This is a genomic window from Maribellus luteus (assembly GCF_003576475.1).
GTDB lineage: Bacteria > Bacteroidota > Bacteroidia > Bacteroidales > Prolixibacteraceae > Draconibacterium > Draconibacterium luteum.
The window spans coordinates 113097-126733 of sequence record NZ_QWGR01000006.1 but is presented as its reverse complement, the minus strand read 5'-3'; the positions used below and the strand labels follow the sequence as shown (position 1 = coordinate 126733).

Sequence of the window (13637 nt, the reverse complement as noted above, 5' to 3'; positions counted from 1 at the left end):
AATTCCACATTGAAAAGCAATCATAAAACACCAGCAAAATGGACAGGCATTTTTCCCTACCGCCATTATTTGCAATATTTGTGATCGTTTTCTTTCTTTTATCAATAAACATCTGATGCAACAGCCTGAAAATATAAAAGCGCTTATCCTGGAAGAACTGAATAAGATGATCCGGGAAAAGACAGACCTGCTGGAACAAACCATTAAAGCAGCCAAAGAATCGCGCGATAACGAAACCAAAAGCAGCGTTGGCGACAAATACGAAACCGGGCGGGCCATGGTACAAATGGAACTGGAAAAAAGCCAGGCCCAGCTCGCACAAACAGAAAGCCTGAAAACCAGTCTTTCCAGGATCGATCCCAACTCAAAATTTACAAACGTTGCATTTGGGAGCCTGGTAGTAACCAGTCAAGGCACCTATTTCTTTTCCATCGCCCACGGGAAAGTAGTGCTAGACAAGGAAGTTATCTTTTGCCTTTCCCCTGTTTCACCTGTCGGGAAATTGCTGGCAGGCAAAAAAGCCGGGGACGAAGTACAGTTTCAGGGAAAAGAAATTAAAATCATACAAATAGATTAAAATGAAAAAAGGCTGCTCAACAGCAGCCTTTAATAAAACCTAAACCAAACCTAAGAATAACCGGCCTATGAATACCGGTTTGTAGTATTGTAAATTTCTTTAATCTCTTGATACGGAGCCGAGTCCTTCGATGTTTTGGCTTACACGCGGCTCTCCTTTGTACCGGATTTTCCCCACTCCTTCTATCCTTGCATTCAGCGTTTCGGTGGCAAACACACTTCCGGTGCCTACTCCTTCTATCTTAAAATCAACGTGTTTTGCTTTCAGTTCACCGGCATCTACATGCCCGGCACCCGAGAGTTCAACCGAAAGACTTTGGGCCACTCCGTTCAGATCGATCATCACGCCGCCCTCGCCGATCACTTTCACATCGTCGGCCTTCATCCGCAGATCCACTTTGGCACCGCCTCTTACATGCAGCAGCAAATCGTTTAAATCGAGATATCCTTCAGAATAAACATTTAAGCCGCCTTCCATTGTAAGTTCGCGCAGTTTGTCAAAAGTGATGTACAAACGGATTCTTTCGTACGGCAAATATTCACGCGTTACCTCAATCCGGAGTTCATCGCCCCAATTGTCCACATCAATTTTGTCCAGCACATCGGCGTCCCGGGTTTTTATGACCAAACCGGCTTCAGAATCCTGCATCAGGTAAACCTTGAAACCGCCTTTCAGGTACACACTCGAAAAATCCTTCACGGAATACTCTTTCGAACTCCAGTCGCTGTCTTCCTGGGCGTAAACCGATACTGTTGCAAAAATCAAAAGGAAAAAAATGGATGATAAAATCTTCATGGCTTCAATTGTTACAGGGTCAAAGCTAAAACAATGCCTGCAAAGCAACACTTTTATTTCGATGAATTGTTGAAAATGGCGGACGAACGGAAGAATGAGCAGGAAGAAAGAATCAGGAGCTACTTATCGGAGCGTCTCATCAGCACCAGGTAAAAAAGCCCGTAAGTGACCAGCACAAAAAGCGCCCCGGCAATAAATAAATCCAGGAACAGTTTTTCGGAATGCAGGACAATCCTGAAAAAAACATAAGCTGCTCCGATAACATCGCAACCCAAAAGCCCAAACACAAAATTTTTGTGATAATGTCTGTTAAGTTGAGCGGCCAGGAACATCCACAGAAGTCCAAACACCAGAATCAGACTGCCTTCCCAGCGCACTCCCCGGTTCATTTCCAACATGCCGTAAACCAGCGGAATTACACCGGCGATCACCAGGCTGCGGGCGATACTTTTGCGGATTTTCGCCCGCGTAAAAAGATCGTGAATGCGTGGAAACCATGTAAACGACAGCTCTTTTTCCTTGTACTCCTCTGCAAACAGATCCTGTTCCGAATGTATGATTCCACGTTTGATCGCTTCAGTGATTGCCAGTTCGGCCGCCTCCGGAATATAGTAGCTTCTCTTTTTCAGAATTTGTACGATTTCCTCGTCGCTGGCCTCCGGTATCGATTCCCGAAAATCAGTGTCTGTCTTTTTTGATTTTCCGCGTAATATTTTAAAACTTTGAAGCACTTGTTTTACCTTTAGACGAGTTCAAACTGAATATTAAAAATAAAAGTCATGTACAATTTTGAATACAAAAATCCTGTAAAAATAGTTTTTGGAAAAGGAACCATCCCAAATGTTGTGAATGAAATTCCGAAAAATAAAAAAGTACTGATGACCTATGGAGGCGGAAGCATCAAACGCACCGGGGTTTACGACCAGGTAAAAACCGCATTGAAAGATTTCGATTTGCTGGAATTTGGCGGCATAGAACCCAATCCTCATTACGAAACCTGTATGCAGGCAGTGGAGTTGATCCGGAAAGAAAAAGTTGACTACCTGCTTTCGGTGGGAGGCGGATCGGTGCTTGATGCCACAAAATTTATTGCGGCTGCCGTTTTGTTTGAGGGCAGCGATCCGTGGGATATTTTAGACAAACCCGCTACCTCGCCGGTAAAAGCAGCGCTGCCTTTGGGGGCTGTTCTCACACTTCCGGCCACGGGTTCCGAAATGAACGGAAATGCCGTAATCACCCGCAAAGCAACACTGGAGAAAAAAGCGTTTGGCTCGGCATTGGTAATGCCCCAATTCTCCATTCTTGATCCGGAATGCGTATTTACCCTGCCCGACCGCCAGGTAGCCAACGGGGTGGTAGATGCTTTTGTGCATGTGATGGAACAATACCTTACGTTTGATGTAAATGCACCGCTGCAGGACCGCTTGGCAGAGGCCATTCTTACAACACTTATTGAAGAAGGCCCGAAAGTTCTGGCTGACCGCAACGATTACCAGGCCGCTGCCAACTTTATGTGGTGTGCCACCATGGCGCTCAACGGGCTAATTGCTGTGGGTGTTCCGCAAGACTGGGGGACTCACCTGATAGGCCACGAACTGACTGCTTTCCATGGCATTGATCACGGACGAACGCTGGCCATTGTTTTGCCGGGAATGATGAACCTGAAGAGAGCCGGTAAAAAAGACAAAATTCTGCAATACGGAGAACGGATTTGGGGCATTACAGAAGGTTCGGACCAGGAAAGAATTGATGCCACCATTGCCAGAACCATTGCCTTTTTTGAATCGCTGGGAGTGCCCACTACCCTGCCCGAATATGACGTACCGGCTGAAACCATCGACAAGATCACCTTTCGTTTTAAAGAAAGCGGGATGAAGTTTGGCGAACAACGCGACATCGACTACCAAACAGTGGAAGCCATTTTAAAGGACCGATTGTAAAATGATCTAAATATGTTGAAGGTGATCTGACAAATGGATCACCTTCGTTTTTTTTTATGGTTCCGTACGTATTGTTCAATACATAGATCAAACTGCTTCATAAGTTTCCGAAGCAAGGTATTTTGCACATCAAAATCAGTTATACCAATTTTAGAAACCGGAAGAATATTGGGCGAAGTTCCGGTAATAAATACCGCATTAAAACCGGGCAAACGTGTAAGCGAGATTTCTTCTTCTTTTACATCGATACCCAAATCCCGTGCACAATGAATAACTTTTTGCCGTGTAACACCCAACAATACTTTTTCTGAAGGCGGCGTAATCAGCTGACTCCCCTTTATAAAAAATGCATTGCTGCGGCTCCCTTCGGTAATATTTCCGTTGTGATCGACCAGCAACACCTCGTAATATCCTTTTTCTGCGATCATTTGGTTGGCACGTCCGCGAACCGTGGTTTGAAAAACCTTGGCATTCGGATTTTCCCGCTCTGCATGCAAAAGCCCGCACTCAACTCCCGACCGATATTGCTCTTTAGTGGGGTAAGAATGGGCAATAAAAAAGGCCTTTAGATTCACTTTACAGGAAACCAGCACATTCCCGTTGTAAACCTTATTTTCCCGGATCAAATCCTGCAAGTAATTGCTGACATCCGTTCCGGAATATCGGATTTCCCGCCCCGCTATTTCTGCCGATCGGCTAAAACGCGCCAGATGCTCTTCTAAAAAAAGCGGTTTTCCATCCACTATCCGGATGACTTCGTAAACTCCTCCTTCGTTTTCTGCCGGTTTGAACTCATCGTTGGTCTTTAGTTCACCATTCAGAATAAAAAATTTATGAATTGGGTAAAGAGCCATTTTGGTGTTTTCTGTAAATTTATTGAATTGTTTCCAAAGCGTTCAAAATGCAGGCAGAAATTCCACTACCGGTAACTTTTAATCCCTACAAACATCATTTTCACTTTTTGCTCGATGAAATAAAGGACTGGAATACGCCGGAACAAATCAATGGAAAACTACTTCCGATCGGAAATAACTTAACTGATTTTTATCTCGGAGAACTATGTGTTTCAACCATCTGCAAGGAATGTAAAGCTTATTTTGAAAAGCAGAATATTAGGAATCAAAGCACATTTTGTACATGGTTGGGCAAATCAGCCTGGAAGAAAATCAACTTGTCCGACGGTTCTGACTGGCTGATCAAAACGGGCGATCAGAAAGAACGCTACATACATCTTCACCCGGCCAAATTTTCGAAGCACACCATTCGGGTAAGAGCCACCACCCTAAAAACGGTACTGGCCCTGGTAGCTACTTCAACTGCCAAAAGTGAATCAGCTGCCGAAAACCTACTGGCTGTAAATAAAATACGGACAGAAATACTTGGCCTCTCCCCTGTCAAATCTCTTTATCCGGCCAATTCAGGCATATTGAGGCTTTGGAATCTATTTGAAGGTGGTGATAAAACCGAATTTCATCACTGAATCTGCAATGCTTCGATAACCGAGTTTTTGTAGCTCCGCCCAATCGGAAGTTCCTTGCCCGGCACTTCAATACTGCTGGAAGTAAAAGCTTCGATACGCGACAGTGAAACAATGTAGGATTTATGAATCCGCATAAAATTAGAGTCCGGAAGTTTGTCAGCCATGTGGTTCATACTGCATTTGGTAATGATCTTGCGGCTGTCGGTGTATATCTGAACATATTCACTTAATCCTTCCACGTACAAAATCTCATTCAGGTGTACTTTTAGCACTTTCTTGTTTTCTTTCACATAAATAAACGCCTCGTCCATTGTGCTATTTACCGCTACCGGTTTCACATTCTGGTTATCTTCGAGGTTAATTTGGTAATATTTGTTGACCGATTTCAGGAAGCGCTCAAAAGTGATCGGCTTTAAAAGAAAATCCACCACATCCAGTTCAAAACCGTCAATCGCATACTCGCGATAAGCGGTGGTAATAATAACTTTCGGAGGATTTTTTAGCGTTCTTAAAAACTCAATGCCCGTAATCTGCGGCATTTGAATATCCATAAACATCAGATCAACGTTGTGGTTGTGGAGCTCCCGAAGCGCTTTCATCGCATCGCCACATTCAGCTACAATCTGAAAATTTTCGAGTTTTTCGATGTGGCTTCGCATCAAATCACGCGCGAGGGGCTCATCATCGACAATGAGGCATTTAGTTTTCATGGTAATTACGAATAGCTTTTGTTTTCTGTTTTCTGCTAACGAATAAGTAGTTATTCTCTAAAAAATATTACAGGTTTTAAGAATAAATTTCAAGACTTATTTCCCTGAAGTTGTCATCCATATTTTCAATCAGGCGATGCTTATTCCGAAACCAGTAATTCAATCGTTGTTTTGTAATCTCCATGTTGTCGTTGTCGCTCAAACGGAAACTGTTTTCGCTCCACATGGTAAAAGAAAACAACAGGTATTTTCGTTCCGCTTTTATAAGGACTGTCGTTTCGAAGAAATTGTTACACTCGTAAACAATTTTTAACAAATCGTTGATAAAGGGCAACAGCATAAGCGGGGGAACCACAAACGGTTTTAAGTTCCCGGTAACCACACAATTTATTTTCAGCCGCTCGTTTAATGCAAAGCGGTGAATATCCAAAAACTCCTCGATCAGTTTCACTTCCTGCTGCAAGGGAATCATGGTTTCTTTCCCCTCAAACAGGAAACGGTTCAGAAAGCCGGATAACTTTATAATTAAGTCAGGCGCTTTTTCGGGGCTTTCAGCCACTGTATTTTCCACTTCGGCGATCAGCGAATAAATCAGTTTGGGCTGCAATTGGTACTGGTAAATCTCCAGATCGGTTTCGGTTTTTGATATCAGCAGCTCTTCTTTTTGTCTTTCTGAAAAATACCAGGAACGGCCCGCTTTTATGGCCAGAAATACAAAAATAATATAGTGGTTGCCCAGTCCGCTAATCAATATATTTTTAAGATTTAAATAGCCCGGCGAGAATACTTTTGAAGAGTCGAAAACTTTAAACACCAGGTTGTTGCTAACCACCAGTTCAATAATGGAAAAGACCACCAGCAATGCAAATCCGATCAGCAAAAACAACAAATATTTTCCTTTGAAGAAATAATCAGGCACCAACCAATAGGCAATAAGATAGGTATGGCACACAAATACCGGAAGGGTGATCACGTAATACATGAACCACACAAAGTATTCGCGCGACGGCAGCCCCAGGCTTTGGATGAATACAAATGAAACAATCCAGACCAGCCAAAAAAGGCAATGCAGAACTACCTTTTTTCTATCGATATGTGCTAAAACTGACTTCAAGGTTCTTTTTCAATTCCAATTTTACACGAAACAGACGGTCTTCGCTGTGAATATCCAGGTGATATCCGTCTTTGTGGTACAACAACATGAGCCTTTTTTCAAGGCTTTTTAATCCATGCCCGGCATTGCGTTTTATTTCAAGACCGGCAATTGTTTTGGGCTTACTGTTCTCGGTCGTTAACAACACTTTTCCCCCATCTACTTCCACTTTTATATCAATCCAGGGAATACCTGCGTCGAGACTGCTCCCGTGTTTAAAACAGTTTTCAACCAACAGAAACAGGATCATGGGTGGTATGCGAACTTCCTCCAGGTTTCCTTCGGTATGGAGGGCTACTTTCAACCGTTTGCCATAGCGCAGCTTTTCCAGCTGAATATAATTTTCGATTAAAGTAATTTCGTCGGCCAGCAACACCGAAGTTTTCTGACTCTCGTCAATTATGTACTTCAGCACCACTTTTATCCGGTGAATTACTTCCTTGGTTTTCTCCGGATTCAGTAACGACAAAGCGTACAGGTTGTTAATGGTATTAAACAGAAAATGCGGGTCAAACTGCGATTGCATAAGTTTTTGCTGCGCCTGTTTTTCCTGCTCTTCCAGTTTTTTCCGTAAACGCTCTGCAAAAAGATAATCTTTCACGTATTTGGCAATGCTCAGAACAGCCACAATAAAGGTCATGTCTTTTGCATTCACCACAATAAAGCGAAGGTTCATAATGCCCGATTCAGGTATAATTCCCGGAGAAATAGACGCATAAAAGATGGTTTCAGAAACCATCAGCTTCAGAGCAGATAAGGCAATACCTACAAGCACAAAAAAAAGGATGAAATACAACACCTTCTGTTTTAACAGGTACTCCGGGATAAGCAAGAAAATGGTAATGTAAGCGTATGCCAGAAAAAAAACTGCATTTATCGCTGTAACTTTCAATAGGGTGAAATAAGATTCGTGCGGTTGCTGGCTGCGAAGGATAAAAGAAAACAACAACACCAGTGAAACAAAGAAAAGCAAATGCCTGCTTCCCCTGTACCATAACCTGTTATCATACAACAATTTGTTCATCCGTTGCTCCGGTTCTTGTTTGATCTTTAAACGCTCTGTTGCCAATTATCAATCGAATAAAGATAGAAAGTTATTGAAAACGAACACTTGACAAAGCTCATTCTGCGAACAGATAAATGCAGGAAAAATAAAAACCCTGTGCAATTGATGCACAGGGTTCTCTTGTGTAGAGCGTGTACTTACTCTTCTATTCTATATTACCCGTCCTTTGTTTCAATAGAAAAACCCCGCCCTCTGGCGGGGTCCTGTAATTTCATACTTCTATGAAAAAAATTGCGCTGTTTAAGTCTTGTTAAAAACTGGCTGAATATTCATCATTCACCAGGTCAGGAAAGTAGCATGCGATCAATCCGAGTAAATCATCTGTCGATTTCTGGTTCTGACAAATTACGCGTTGTGCATAATAACTTACCTTATTCAGTTTCATTTCCATTTCTTCCTTTGGGATTTCCTGGAAACGTTTTTCGATCTTTTTCACTCCAAATACGCCGCTATTGCAGGTGTACTGGATTTCAAACTCGTCGTTACGCACAATAAAAGTTCTGCATTTCTTTTCCTGCACTACGCCAATTCTTACCGGATTGGAAGTGTTTTCGTAATTCAGGTCGTACGTTTCAAGAACTTTGTCTTGATAAACCATTGGTGATTCAGAATTTGTTATGGTATATTTACCAAACTCACTCAGAGAATTACCTGTCATTGCCTTTCCGTCCTTAATTTTTGCATTTACATTTATGCTAAGAAGGGCGGCACAAATTGCGAAAAGAACCAGTTTTGCTTTCATGATGTTGCTGTTTAAATTGTTTCAATGATCCAAATTTACGTAACACATTGATGCGACGTCAGTTAATTCAGCAACCGACAAATAAACAACTACAAACGGGGTATTTTTTCCTGCAAACTTCATTCACGGTCATTATCGATTAATAATCGCAAATATTTGTCGTTCGTCGTTTCTTTGCAGATAAAACGGCCTAAATCGAACAGGAAGACCCCGTATTGGAAGAAACACAGGAAATAATCAGACACGGCACTTCTGTGTTCTTTGAGGATCAGTTTTTATTGATTTTCTTTGTATTTATATGGAAACAGCTTCTGTCAGTCATATCAGAAAAGAACTTAGCCACCTGCCGCCAGAAGCCTTACAGGAACTTGTCCTCAGGCTTGCCCGGTTTAAGAAGGAAAACAAAGAACTGCTTAGCTACCTTTTGTTTGAGGCAAGCAACGAAGACGAATATGTTCGGCAGGTAAAGGAAGAAATCGACCTGGAATTTCGGAGTATGAACCGCAGCAGTTATTACCTGGCCAAAAAAACAATTCGGAAAGTTTTAAAAACCACCAACAAGTACGTTCGTTACTCGGGTAAAAAGGAAACGGAAATTGAGCTCTTGCTTTATTTTTGCAAGAAACTGAAGCAGTCGAAACTAAATTACAAAGCCAACCGCGTGGTTTTCAATCTCTACCTAAACCAGGTAAAACGTATTCAAAAAGCCATTTCCGGCTTGCACGAAGATCTTCAGTTCGATTATCAGGAAGAGTTGGAAGCTCTGTAATTTTTGTTTACTTTATTGAATTAAAAAATAAACAAAAACAACTATCACCTGTTATTTAAAGAAATTTGAACAGCAATCTTTCTTCTAACATTTAAACAGGTAGTTTATGCTGAAAATAATAAATACCCATTTTGCAGGAATAGCGCTTCTTTTTCTGATTGTCAATCTTGCGGCCCTGGGCTTGGGGAGTTACCTCATGAACAATGGTCCGGCTTCGCAATGGTACCTGCAACTCGACAAAGCACCGTGGACACCGCCGGGCTGGATGTTTGGTCTTGCCTGGACAAGCATTATGATCTGTTTCTCAGTTTTCATGGCTTTTTTATGGAAGCAGGAATCCAATAAAACAACATTGTTGCTCTTGTTTGTGCTTCAACTGATTTTAAATGTTGGCTGGTCGCCGGTATTTTTTCGTTTTCACCTCATTCTTTCGGCGTTGATCATTATCGTTGCCCTTACGTTAGTAGTAGGATTATTTATGTTTAAATACATGTCAGGATTAAACTGGAAAACGATATTTGTTGTACCGTATTTTGTATGGTTGTTGCTGGCAACTTCGTTAAACGCCTATATACTGGTTAATAATTAAAGAGATGAACGCTGTTTTCTGGTTCAGAAGAGACCTCCGGCTGGAGGACAACACCGCACTCGCAAAAGCACTTTCCGGGACACTAAAGGTGATCCCTCTTTTTATATTCGACACAAACATTCTGGATGAACTGCCTCCTGACGATGCAAGGATTACGTTTATATACCGGCAATTGGAAAAAATAAATGCTGAACTCAAAAGACACGGGTCGGGGTTACTTATCAAACACGGTGATCCGCAAGAGGTTTGGAAAGAAATGATTCAGCAATTCCCGGTTAAAGAGGTTTACTTTAACAAGGATTACGAACCTTACGCCATCCGGCGCGATGAGCAGGTAAAAACTTTTCTGGCAGCTGCCAACATCCCTGTTTTTTCGTTGAAAGACCAGGTTGTTTTTGAAGAAAGCGAAGTGATGAAACCAGATGGAGAATGTTATACCGTTTTCACTCCGTATAAAAGCAGATGGCTGCAGCAACTGAAAACACAAGGATTGCCCGCTTTTCAAAACACAAAATGGGAAAATTTTGAAAAGAAAAACTTCGACTTTCCATCCCTTGAGGCAATAGGCTTTTCAGAGAATCCCATGCCTGTAAAAGACGCGAACTTTTCGGTAATCGGTAATTATGAGCAAACCCGGAATTTACCGGCCCTGGAAGGCACATCCAACCTAAGTGTTCATCTTCGTTTTGGCACCGTCAGTATCCGGGACATTGTTCGCAAAGTCTACGATAAATTCCCGGTATTTTTGAGCGAACTCATATGGAGAGAGTTTTTTATGCAGATCCTTTTTCATTATCCCCGGGTGGTTCATCATAATTTCCGGGCCAAATACGACGGAATTCAATGGCGGAACAACGAAAAGGAATTTGAACGCTGGTGCCGCGGCGAAACCGGCTATCCGATGGTAGATGCCGGCATGCGCGAATTAAACGAAACCGGTTACATGCACAACCGTGTCCGGATGGTTACGGCAAGCTTTCTGTGCAAGCACCTGCTGATCGACTGGCGCTGGGGAGAAGCTTACTTTGCCAAAAAACTTTTGGATTACGAATTGTCGTCGAACAATGGCAACTGGCAGTGGGCAGCGGGTACCGGTTGCGATGCCGCTCCTTATTTCCGGATTTTCAATCCAGCCGAACAACAAAAGAAATTCGACAAAAAACTGGATTATGTAAAACGCTGGATTCCCGAACTGAATTCATTTAATTACCCCACTCCCATGGTCGAGCACACTTTTGCCCGCCAGCGGGCGCTTGCTGCTTATCAGCAGGGAATCATCAAGTAAATCACAGACAATCAACCATCTATTGGAATTCCCAAACAATTTGCATAATATTGAATTTACTTTATGATTTACAACTCAAAACATTCAACAAGTGAAGATTATTTTATTCCTTTTAGCCCTTGTTCTTGGACAGCTTACTTTACTGGGAAATACCAGCCGGAAAGACACCTTACAAACAAATCAGGAGCTCAAATTTAAGCCGGCTGCACTTGCTGTTCCCTCCGCGCTGATTACATTCGGGGTTATTGGACTGGAAAGTGATTTTATAAAAGACCTCAATTCTGAAGTAAGTGAAGAAATAACCGAACACATCGATAAACGATTTACCATAGATGATTTTTCACAATATGCTCCTTTTGTGTCGGTATATGCCTTGAACCTTGCCGGAGTGGAAGGGAAACATAATTTCAGAGACAGGACAACCATTTTAGCCACCGCCTATTTACTGATGGGAAGTACGGTAACAATTCTGAAAAACTCGAGCAACATTCTTCGCCCCGACGGTTCTTCCCGGAATTCGTTTCCTTCGGGACATACAGCGACTGCTTTTATGGGTGCCGAATTTCTTTACCAGGAGTACAAAGACGTATCGGCTTGGTATGGTATTTCGGGTTACCTGGTGGCCGCCGGAACCGGTTTTTTCCGCATGTACAACAACCGCCACTGGCTAACCGATGTTGCTACCGGTGCCGGAATCGGGATGCTTAGTACAAAAATTGCCTACTGGGTTCACCCCTTCATCCGGAAAACGTTGTTTAAAAGAAGCGACAATATTTCTGGTTGTATTGTGCCTTACTACAACGGCGAGCAAATGGGCCTGGGAATGGCTTTTACTTTCTGATTTCCGTTTTCCTAAGTATTTTTTCGGATATACCTGGTTTGGACCACCTCGTCCAGGTAAACTTCGGTTTTCAGCCGGCTGAATTCCAGCAGGGCCGGAAGTTCTCCAAACAAAGAAATACCTCCGCCAAGAACTACCGGAATGGTGGTGATAATCATTTCATCGATTAAATCTTCTGCCAGAAAATACTGAATCGTCTTGCCTCCGTCGATGTACAGATTCTCGTAACCTCTGTCTTGTAAAGCAGCGCATATTTCCTCCGGAGAACCGGCCATTAACTCCACTTCTTCCTGTAATGTATCAGGAATCGTTTTCAACGAGTTACTGAGCACAAAAACAGGTTTTTCGTAAGGCCACGGAATGCCAAATCCCAAAACGGTTTCAAAAGTAGCCCGTCCCATCACAATGGCATCTACCCTTTCCATAAAAGCCTTATACCCCATGTCAATCTGATCGGGGTTGGGCACGCTCTCCAGCCATTTAATACCGCCGTCTTTGTCGGCAATATATCCGTCAATACTCTGAGCTATAAATACGTAATTCATGTTGAAAGCAGTCTAAAGTTGTCGTGTAATATAGGGAGAATTCATTACCTCGTCAATAAAACACGGCAAAATTCATTTAGCGCTTAACGGTGCAGAATTTTTATACTTAGCCCCTTTTGCGTCGACCAACCAGCCTTGTCAGTTAAACTGATAAAAAAGTGATAATCGCCTTCATCAAAAGGAATAGTTCCTTCGCCCAACGGAATTTCAACACTCATGTTTACTTCGTATTCTTTGGTTCCTTCCGGAATGGGGTAATCTTCAATAAAAGTAAACGCGTTAACCGGAGTCTTTACGGGTCCGAATACGCACTCTGTTACCTCGGTGCTGTGCGAATGATGGTCGAAATTATTGTGCATGGCAATACTGAAAGAACCGAGTTCCTGGTTATCCGAAAAGTGAATCCGGAAAGTGAAGGCTTCCCCAAAATAGAGCGTATCACAGTTATTCGGAAATACTTCAGTTCCTGACATACTTATTACAGGTTTCTGATCGTCTTTGTCGTCGGTTTCGGAACAGGCAAAAGCAGTTATTGCCAGCATTAGTAATAAAAGAATTTTACTTTGCGTCTTCATCGTTTCAATATTTTAAGAATTAAATATTTGCAGAGAGAGCCCGCAAGTGCCTGTCGCCGGCTCTTCCCTGCATTTTTAGAAATAAGTTAATCTTCGTGGGTATGTTCACCTTCCTCGTGAGTAGCCACAAGTTCCCGCTCAATGGCCGTCACGTTTCCGGCTTTGTCTGCAACCATCAGGTGGAAATGATACGCACCTTCAGCTGTTTCCTCGGGCACCATAATGTTGTGATGATGCACCGTATGATTGCGCAAACCCGAAACCTCTGTAAAGGTGCTGTCGTAATCCCAGGCCAGTTCTCCCAAAGCACTTTTATTGTGCCCGTTTTCCGGATGAATCTGAATGCGGTAATAGTCCAGCAAGCCATCGTCTTCAGCATCGAATTCCAGGTGAATTCCTTCACCAATGTGAATCGTATCGCCGTGCCCCACTTCCAGGTTTGACACCAAGGGCTTCTGCGAATCATCGTCGTCGCTGCAACTTGCAAGAAAGAATACAGTGAACATTGACAATCCGTAAATAATTGTTTTCGCCTGAGGCAGTAAGAATCTCAAATTTGTTTTCATAATA

17 protein-coding genes are annotated in these 13637 nt (G+C 42.6%); 7 read left to right on the top strand and 10 right to left on the bottom strand.

The features are described 5' to 3' along the window. The first annotated feature begins 115 nt into the window (after positions 1–115). Entirely contained in the window at positions 116–577 is a 462-nt protein-coding gene (locus tag D1614_RS12400) for a GreA/GreB family elongation factor (RefSeq protein WP_119438266.1), read from the top strand. Positions 578–676: 99 nt separating this feature from the next. On the opposite strand, the gene D1614_RS12395 is transcribed toward D1614_RS12400, so the two are convergent. Together D1614_RS12395 and D1614_RS12390 are read right to left on the bottom strand one after the other, a co-directional pair. After that, the gene (locus D1614_RS12395) at positions 677–1372 is read right to left on the bottom strand and encodes a head GIN domain-containing protein (RefSeq protein WP_119438265.1); all 696 of its coding nucleotides are present in this window, start codon (positions 1370–1372) and stop codon (positions 677–679) included. A 119-nt stretch (positions 1373–1491) separates the two neighbouring features. Then, entirely contained in the window at positions 1492–2103 is a 612-nt protein-coding gene (locus tag D1614_RS12390) for a hypothetical protein (protein WP_119438264.1), read from the bottom strand. A gap of 48 nt (positions 2104–2151) precedes the next feature. Between D1614_RS12390 and D1614_RS12385 the strand changes: the two genes are divergently transcribed. Continuing rightward, entirely contained in the window at positions 2152–3312 is a 1161-nt protein-coding gene (locus D1614_RS12385) for an iron-containing alcohol dehydrogenase (RefSeq protein WP_119438263.1), read from the top strand. A gap of 38 nt (positions 3313–3350) precedes the next feature. On the opposite strand, the gene D1614_RS12380 is transcribed toward D1614_RS12385, so the two are convergent. Further along, positions 3351–4166: an aminotransferase class IV gene (locus D1614_RS12380; RefSeq protein ID WP_119438262.1), complete on the bottom strand. Its 816-nt coding sequence runs from the start codon at positions 4164–4166 to the stop codon at positions 3351–3353. Positions 4167–4213: 47 nt separating this feature from the next. Between D1614_RS12380 and D1614_RS12375 the strand changes: the two genes are divergently transcribed. Beyond that, on the top strand, positions 4214–4792 hold the full coding sequence (locus D1614_RS12375) for a hypothetical protein (protein WP_119438261.1): 579 nt from the start codon (positions 4214–4216) through the stop codon (positions 4790–4792). Here the strand turns inward: D1614_RS12375 and D1614_RS12370 are convergent. The 4 genes from D1614_RS12370 to D1614_RS12355 form a co-directional block, all read right to left on the bottom strand. After that, complete coding sequence (locus tag D1614_RS12370) at positions 4786–5502, bottom strand: LytR/AlgR family response regulator transcription factor (protein ID WP_119438260.1); 717 nt, start codon at positions 5500–5502, stop codon at positions 4786–4788. The genes D1614_RS12375 and D1614_RS12370 overlap by 7 nt on opposite strands. A 76-nt stretch (positions 5503–5578) precedes the next feature. Continuing rightward, positions 5579–6616, bottom strand: a complete 1038-nt coding sequence (locus tag D1614_RS12365; protein ID WP_119438259.1) for a histidine kinase — start codon at positions 6614–6616, stop codon at positions 5579–5581. Continuing rightward, entirely contained in the window at positions 6588–7679 is a 1092-nt protein-coding gene (locus tag D1614_RS12360) for a sensor histidine kinase (protein WP_147384189.1), read from the bottom strand. The genes D1614_RS12365 and D1614_RS12360 overlap by 29 nt, the downstream gene beginning before the upstream one ends. 292 nt (positions 7680–7971) lie before the next feature. Next, positions 7972–8463, bottom strand: a complete 492-nt coding sequence (locus D1614_RS12355; RefSeq protein WP_119438257.1) for a hypothetical protein — start codon at positions 8461–8463, stop codon at positions 7972–7974. Positions 8464–8761: 298 nt separating this feature from the next. Between D1614_RS12355 and D1614_RS12350 the strand changes: the two genes are divergently transcribed. The 4 genes from D1614_RS12350 (at position 8762) to D1614_RS12335 (ending at position 11947) form a co-directional block, all read left to right on the top strand. Further along, the gene (locus tag D1614_RS12350; protein WP_119438256.1) at positions 8762–9232 is read left to right on the top strand and encodes a hypothetical protein; all 471 of its coding nucleotides are present in this window, start codon (positions 8762–8764) and stop codon (positions 9230–9232) included. Between the two features lie 106 nt (positions 9233–9338). Next, the gene (locus D1614_RS12345; RefSeq protein WP_119438255.1) at positions 9339–9821 is read left to right on the top strand and encodes a TspO/MBR family protein; all 483 of its coding nucleotides are present in this window, start codon (positions 9339–9341) and stop codon (positions 9819–9821) included. Positions 9822–9825: 4 nt separating this feature from the next. Further along, complete coding sequence (locus tag D1614_RS12340; protein ID WP_175579280.1) at positions 9826–11106, top strand: cryptochrome/photolyase family protein; 1281 nt, start codon at positions 9826–9828, stop codon at positions 11104–11106. A 91-nt stretch (positions 11107–11197) separates the two neighbouring features. Continuing rightward, on the top strand, positions 11198–11947 hold the full coding sequence (locus tag D1614_RS12335) for a phosphatase PAP2 family protein (RefSeq protein WP_119438253.1): 750 nt from the start codon (positions 11198–11200) through the stop codon (positions 11945–11947). 11 nt (positions 11948–11958) lie between these two features. On the opposite strand, the gene D1614_RS12330 is transcribed toward D1614_RS12335, so the two are convergent. From D1614_RS12330 to D1614_RS12320, 3 genes are all read right to left on the bottom strand, one after another. Then, positions 11959–12492 carry a dihydrofolate reductase family protein gene (locus tag D1614_RS12330; protein ID WP_119438252.1) on the bottom strand — a complete coding sequence of 178 codons (534 nt, stop codon included), beginning with the start codon at positions 12490–12492 and terminating at the stop codon, positions 11959–11961. Positions 12493–12575: 83 nt separating this feature from the next. After that, on the bottom strand, positions 12576–13067 hold the full coding sequence (locus D1614_RS12325) for a DUF4625 domain-containing protein (RefSeq protein ID WP_119438251.1): 492 nt from the start codon (positions 13065–13067) through the stop codon (positions 12576–12578). 86 nt (positions 13068–13153) lie between these two features. Continuing rightward, a complete protein-coding gene (locus D1614_RS12320; protein WP_119438250.1) occupies positions 13154–13633 on the bottom strand; it encodes a DUF4625 domain-containing protein in 480 nt (159 codons plus the stop codon). Positions 13634–13637 lie beyond the last annotated feature (4 nt).

What these genes read in the sequence shown, in the direction of transcription:
- D1614_RS12400 (WP_119438266.1), top strand. Translation starts at nt 116, where the DNA reads ATGCAACAGCCTGAAAATATAAAAGCGCTTATCCTGGAAGAACTGAAT.
- D1614_RS12395 (WP_119438265.1), bottom strand. Translation starts at nt 1,372, where the DNA reads ATGAAGATTTTATCATCCATTTTTTTCCTTTTGATTTTTGCAACAGTA.
- D1614_RS12385 (WP_119438263.1), top strand. Translation starts at nt 2,152, where the DNA reads ATGTACAATTTTGAATACAAAAATCCTGTAAAAATAGTTTTTGGAAAA.
- D1614_RS12380 (WP_119438262.1), bottom strand. Translation starts at nt 4,166, where the DNA reads ATGGCTCTTTACCCAATTCATAAATTTTTTATTCTGAATGGTGAACTA.
- D1614_RS12375 (WP_119438261.1), top strand. Translation starts at nt 4,214, where the DNA reads ATGCAGGCAGAAATTCCACTACCGGTAACTTTTAATCCCTACAAACAT.
- D1614_RS12370 (WP_119438260.1), bottom strand. Translation starts at nt 5,502, where the DNA reads ATGAAAACTAAATGCCTCATTGTCGATGATGAGCCCCTCGCGCGTGAT.
- D1614_RS12360 (WP_147384189.1), bottom strand. Translation starts at nt 7,679, where the DNA reads ATGAACAAATTGTTGTATGATAACAGGTTATGGTACAGGGGAAGCAGG.
- D1614_RS12355 (WP_119438257.1), bottom strand. Translation starts at nt 8,463, where the DNA reads ATGAAAGCAAAACTGGTTCTTTTCGCAATTTGTGCCGCCCTTCTTAGC.
- D1614_RS12350 (WP_119438256.1), top strand. Translation starts at nt 8,762, where the DNA reads ATGGAAACAGCTTCTGTCAGTCATATCAGAAAAGAACTTAGCCACCTG.
- D1614_RS12345 (WP_119438255.1), top strand. Translation starts at nt 9,339, where the DNA reads ATGCTGAAAATAATAAATACCCATTTTGCAGGAATAGCGCTTCTTTTT.
- D1614_RS12340 (WP_175579280.1), top strand. Translation starts at nt 9,826, where the DNA reads ATGAACGCTGTTTTCTGGTTCAGAAGAGACCTCCGGCTGGAGGACAAC.
- D1614_RS12330 (WP_119438252.1), bottom strand. Translation starts at nt 12,492, where the DNA reads ATGAATTACGTATTTATAGCTCAGAGTATTGACGGATATATTGCCGAC.
- D1614_RS12325 (WP_119438251.1), bottom strand. Translation starts at nt 13,067, where the DNA reads ATGAAGACGCAAAGTAAAATTCTTTTATTACTAATGCTGGCAATAACT.
- D1614_RS12320 (WP_119438250.1), bottom strand. Translation starts at nt 13,633, where the DNA reads ATGAAAACAAATTTGAGATTCTTACTGCCTCAGGCGAAAACAATTATT.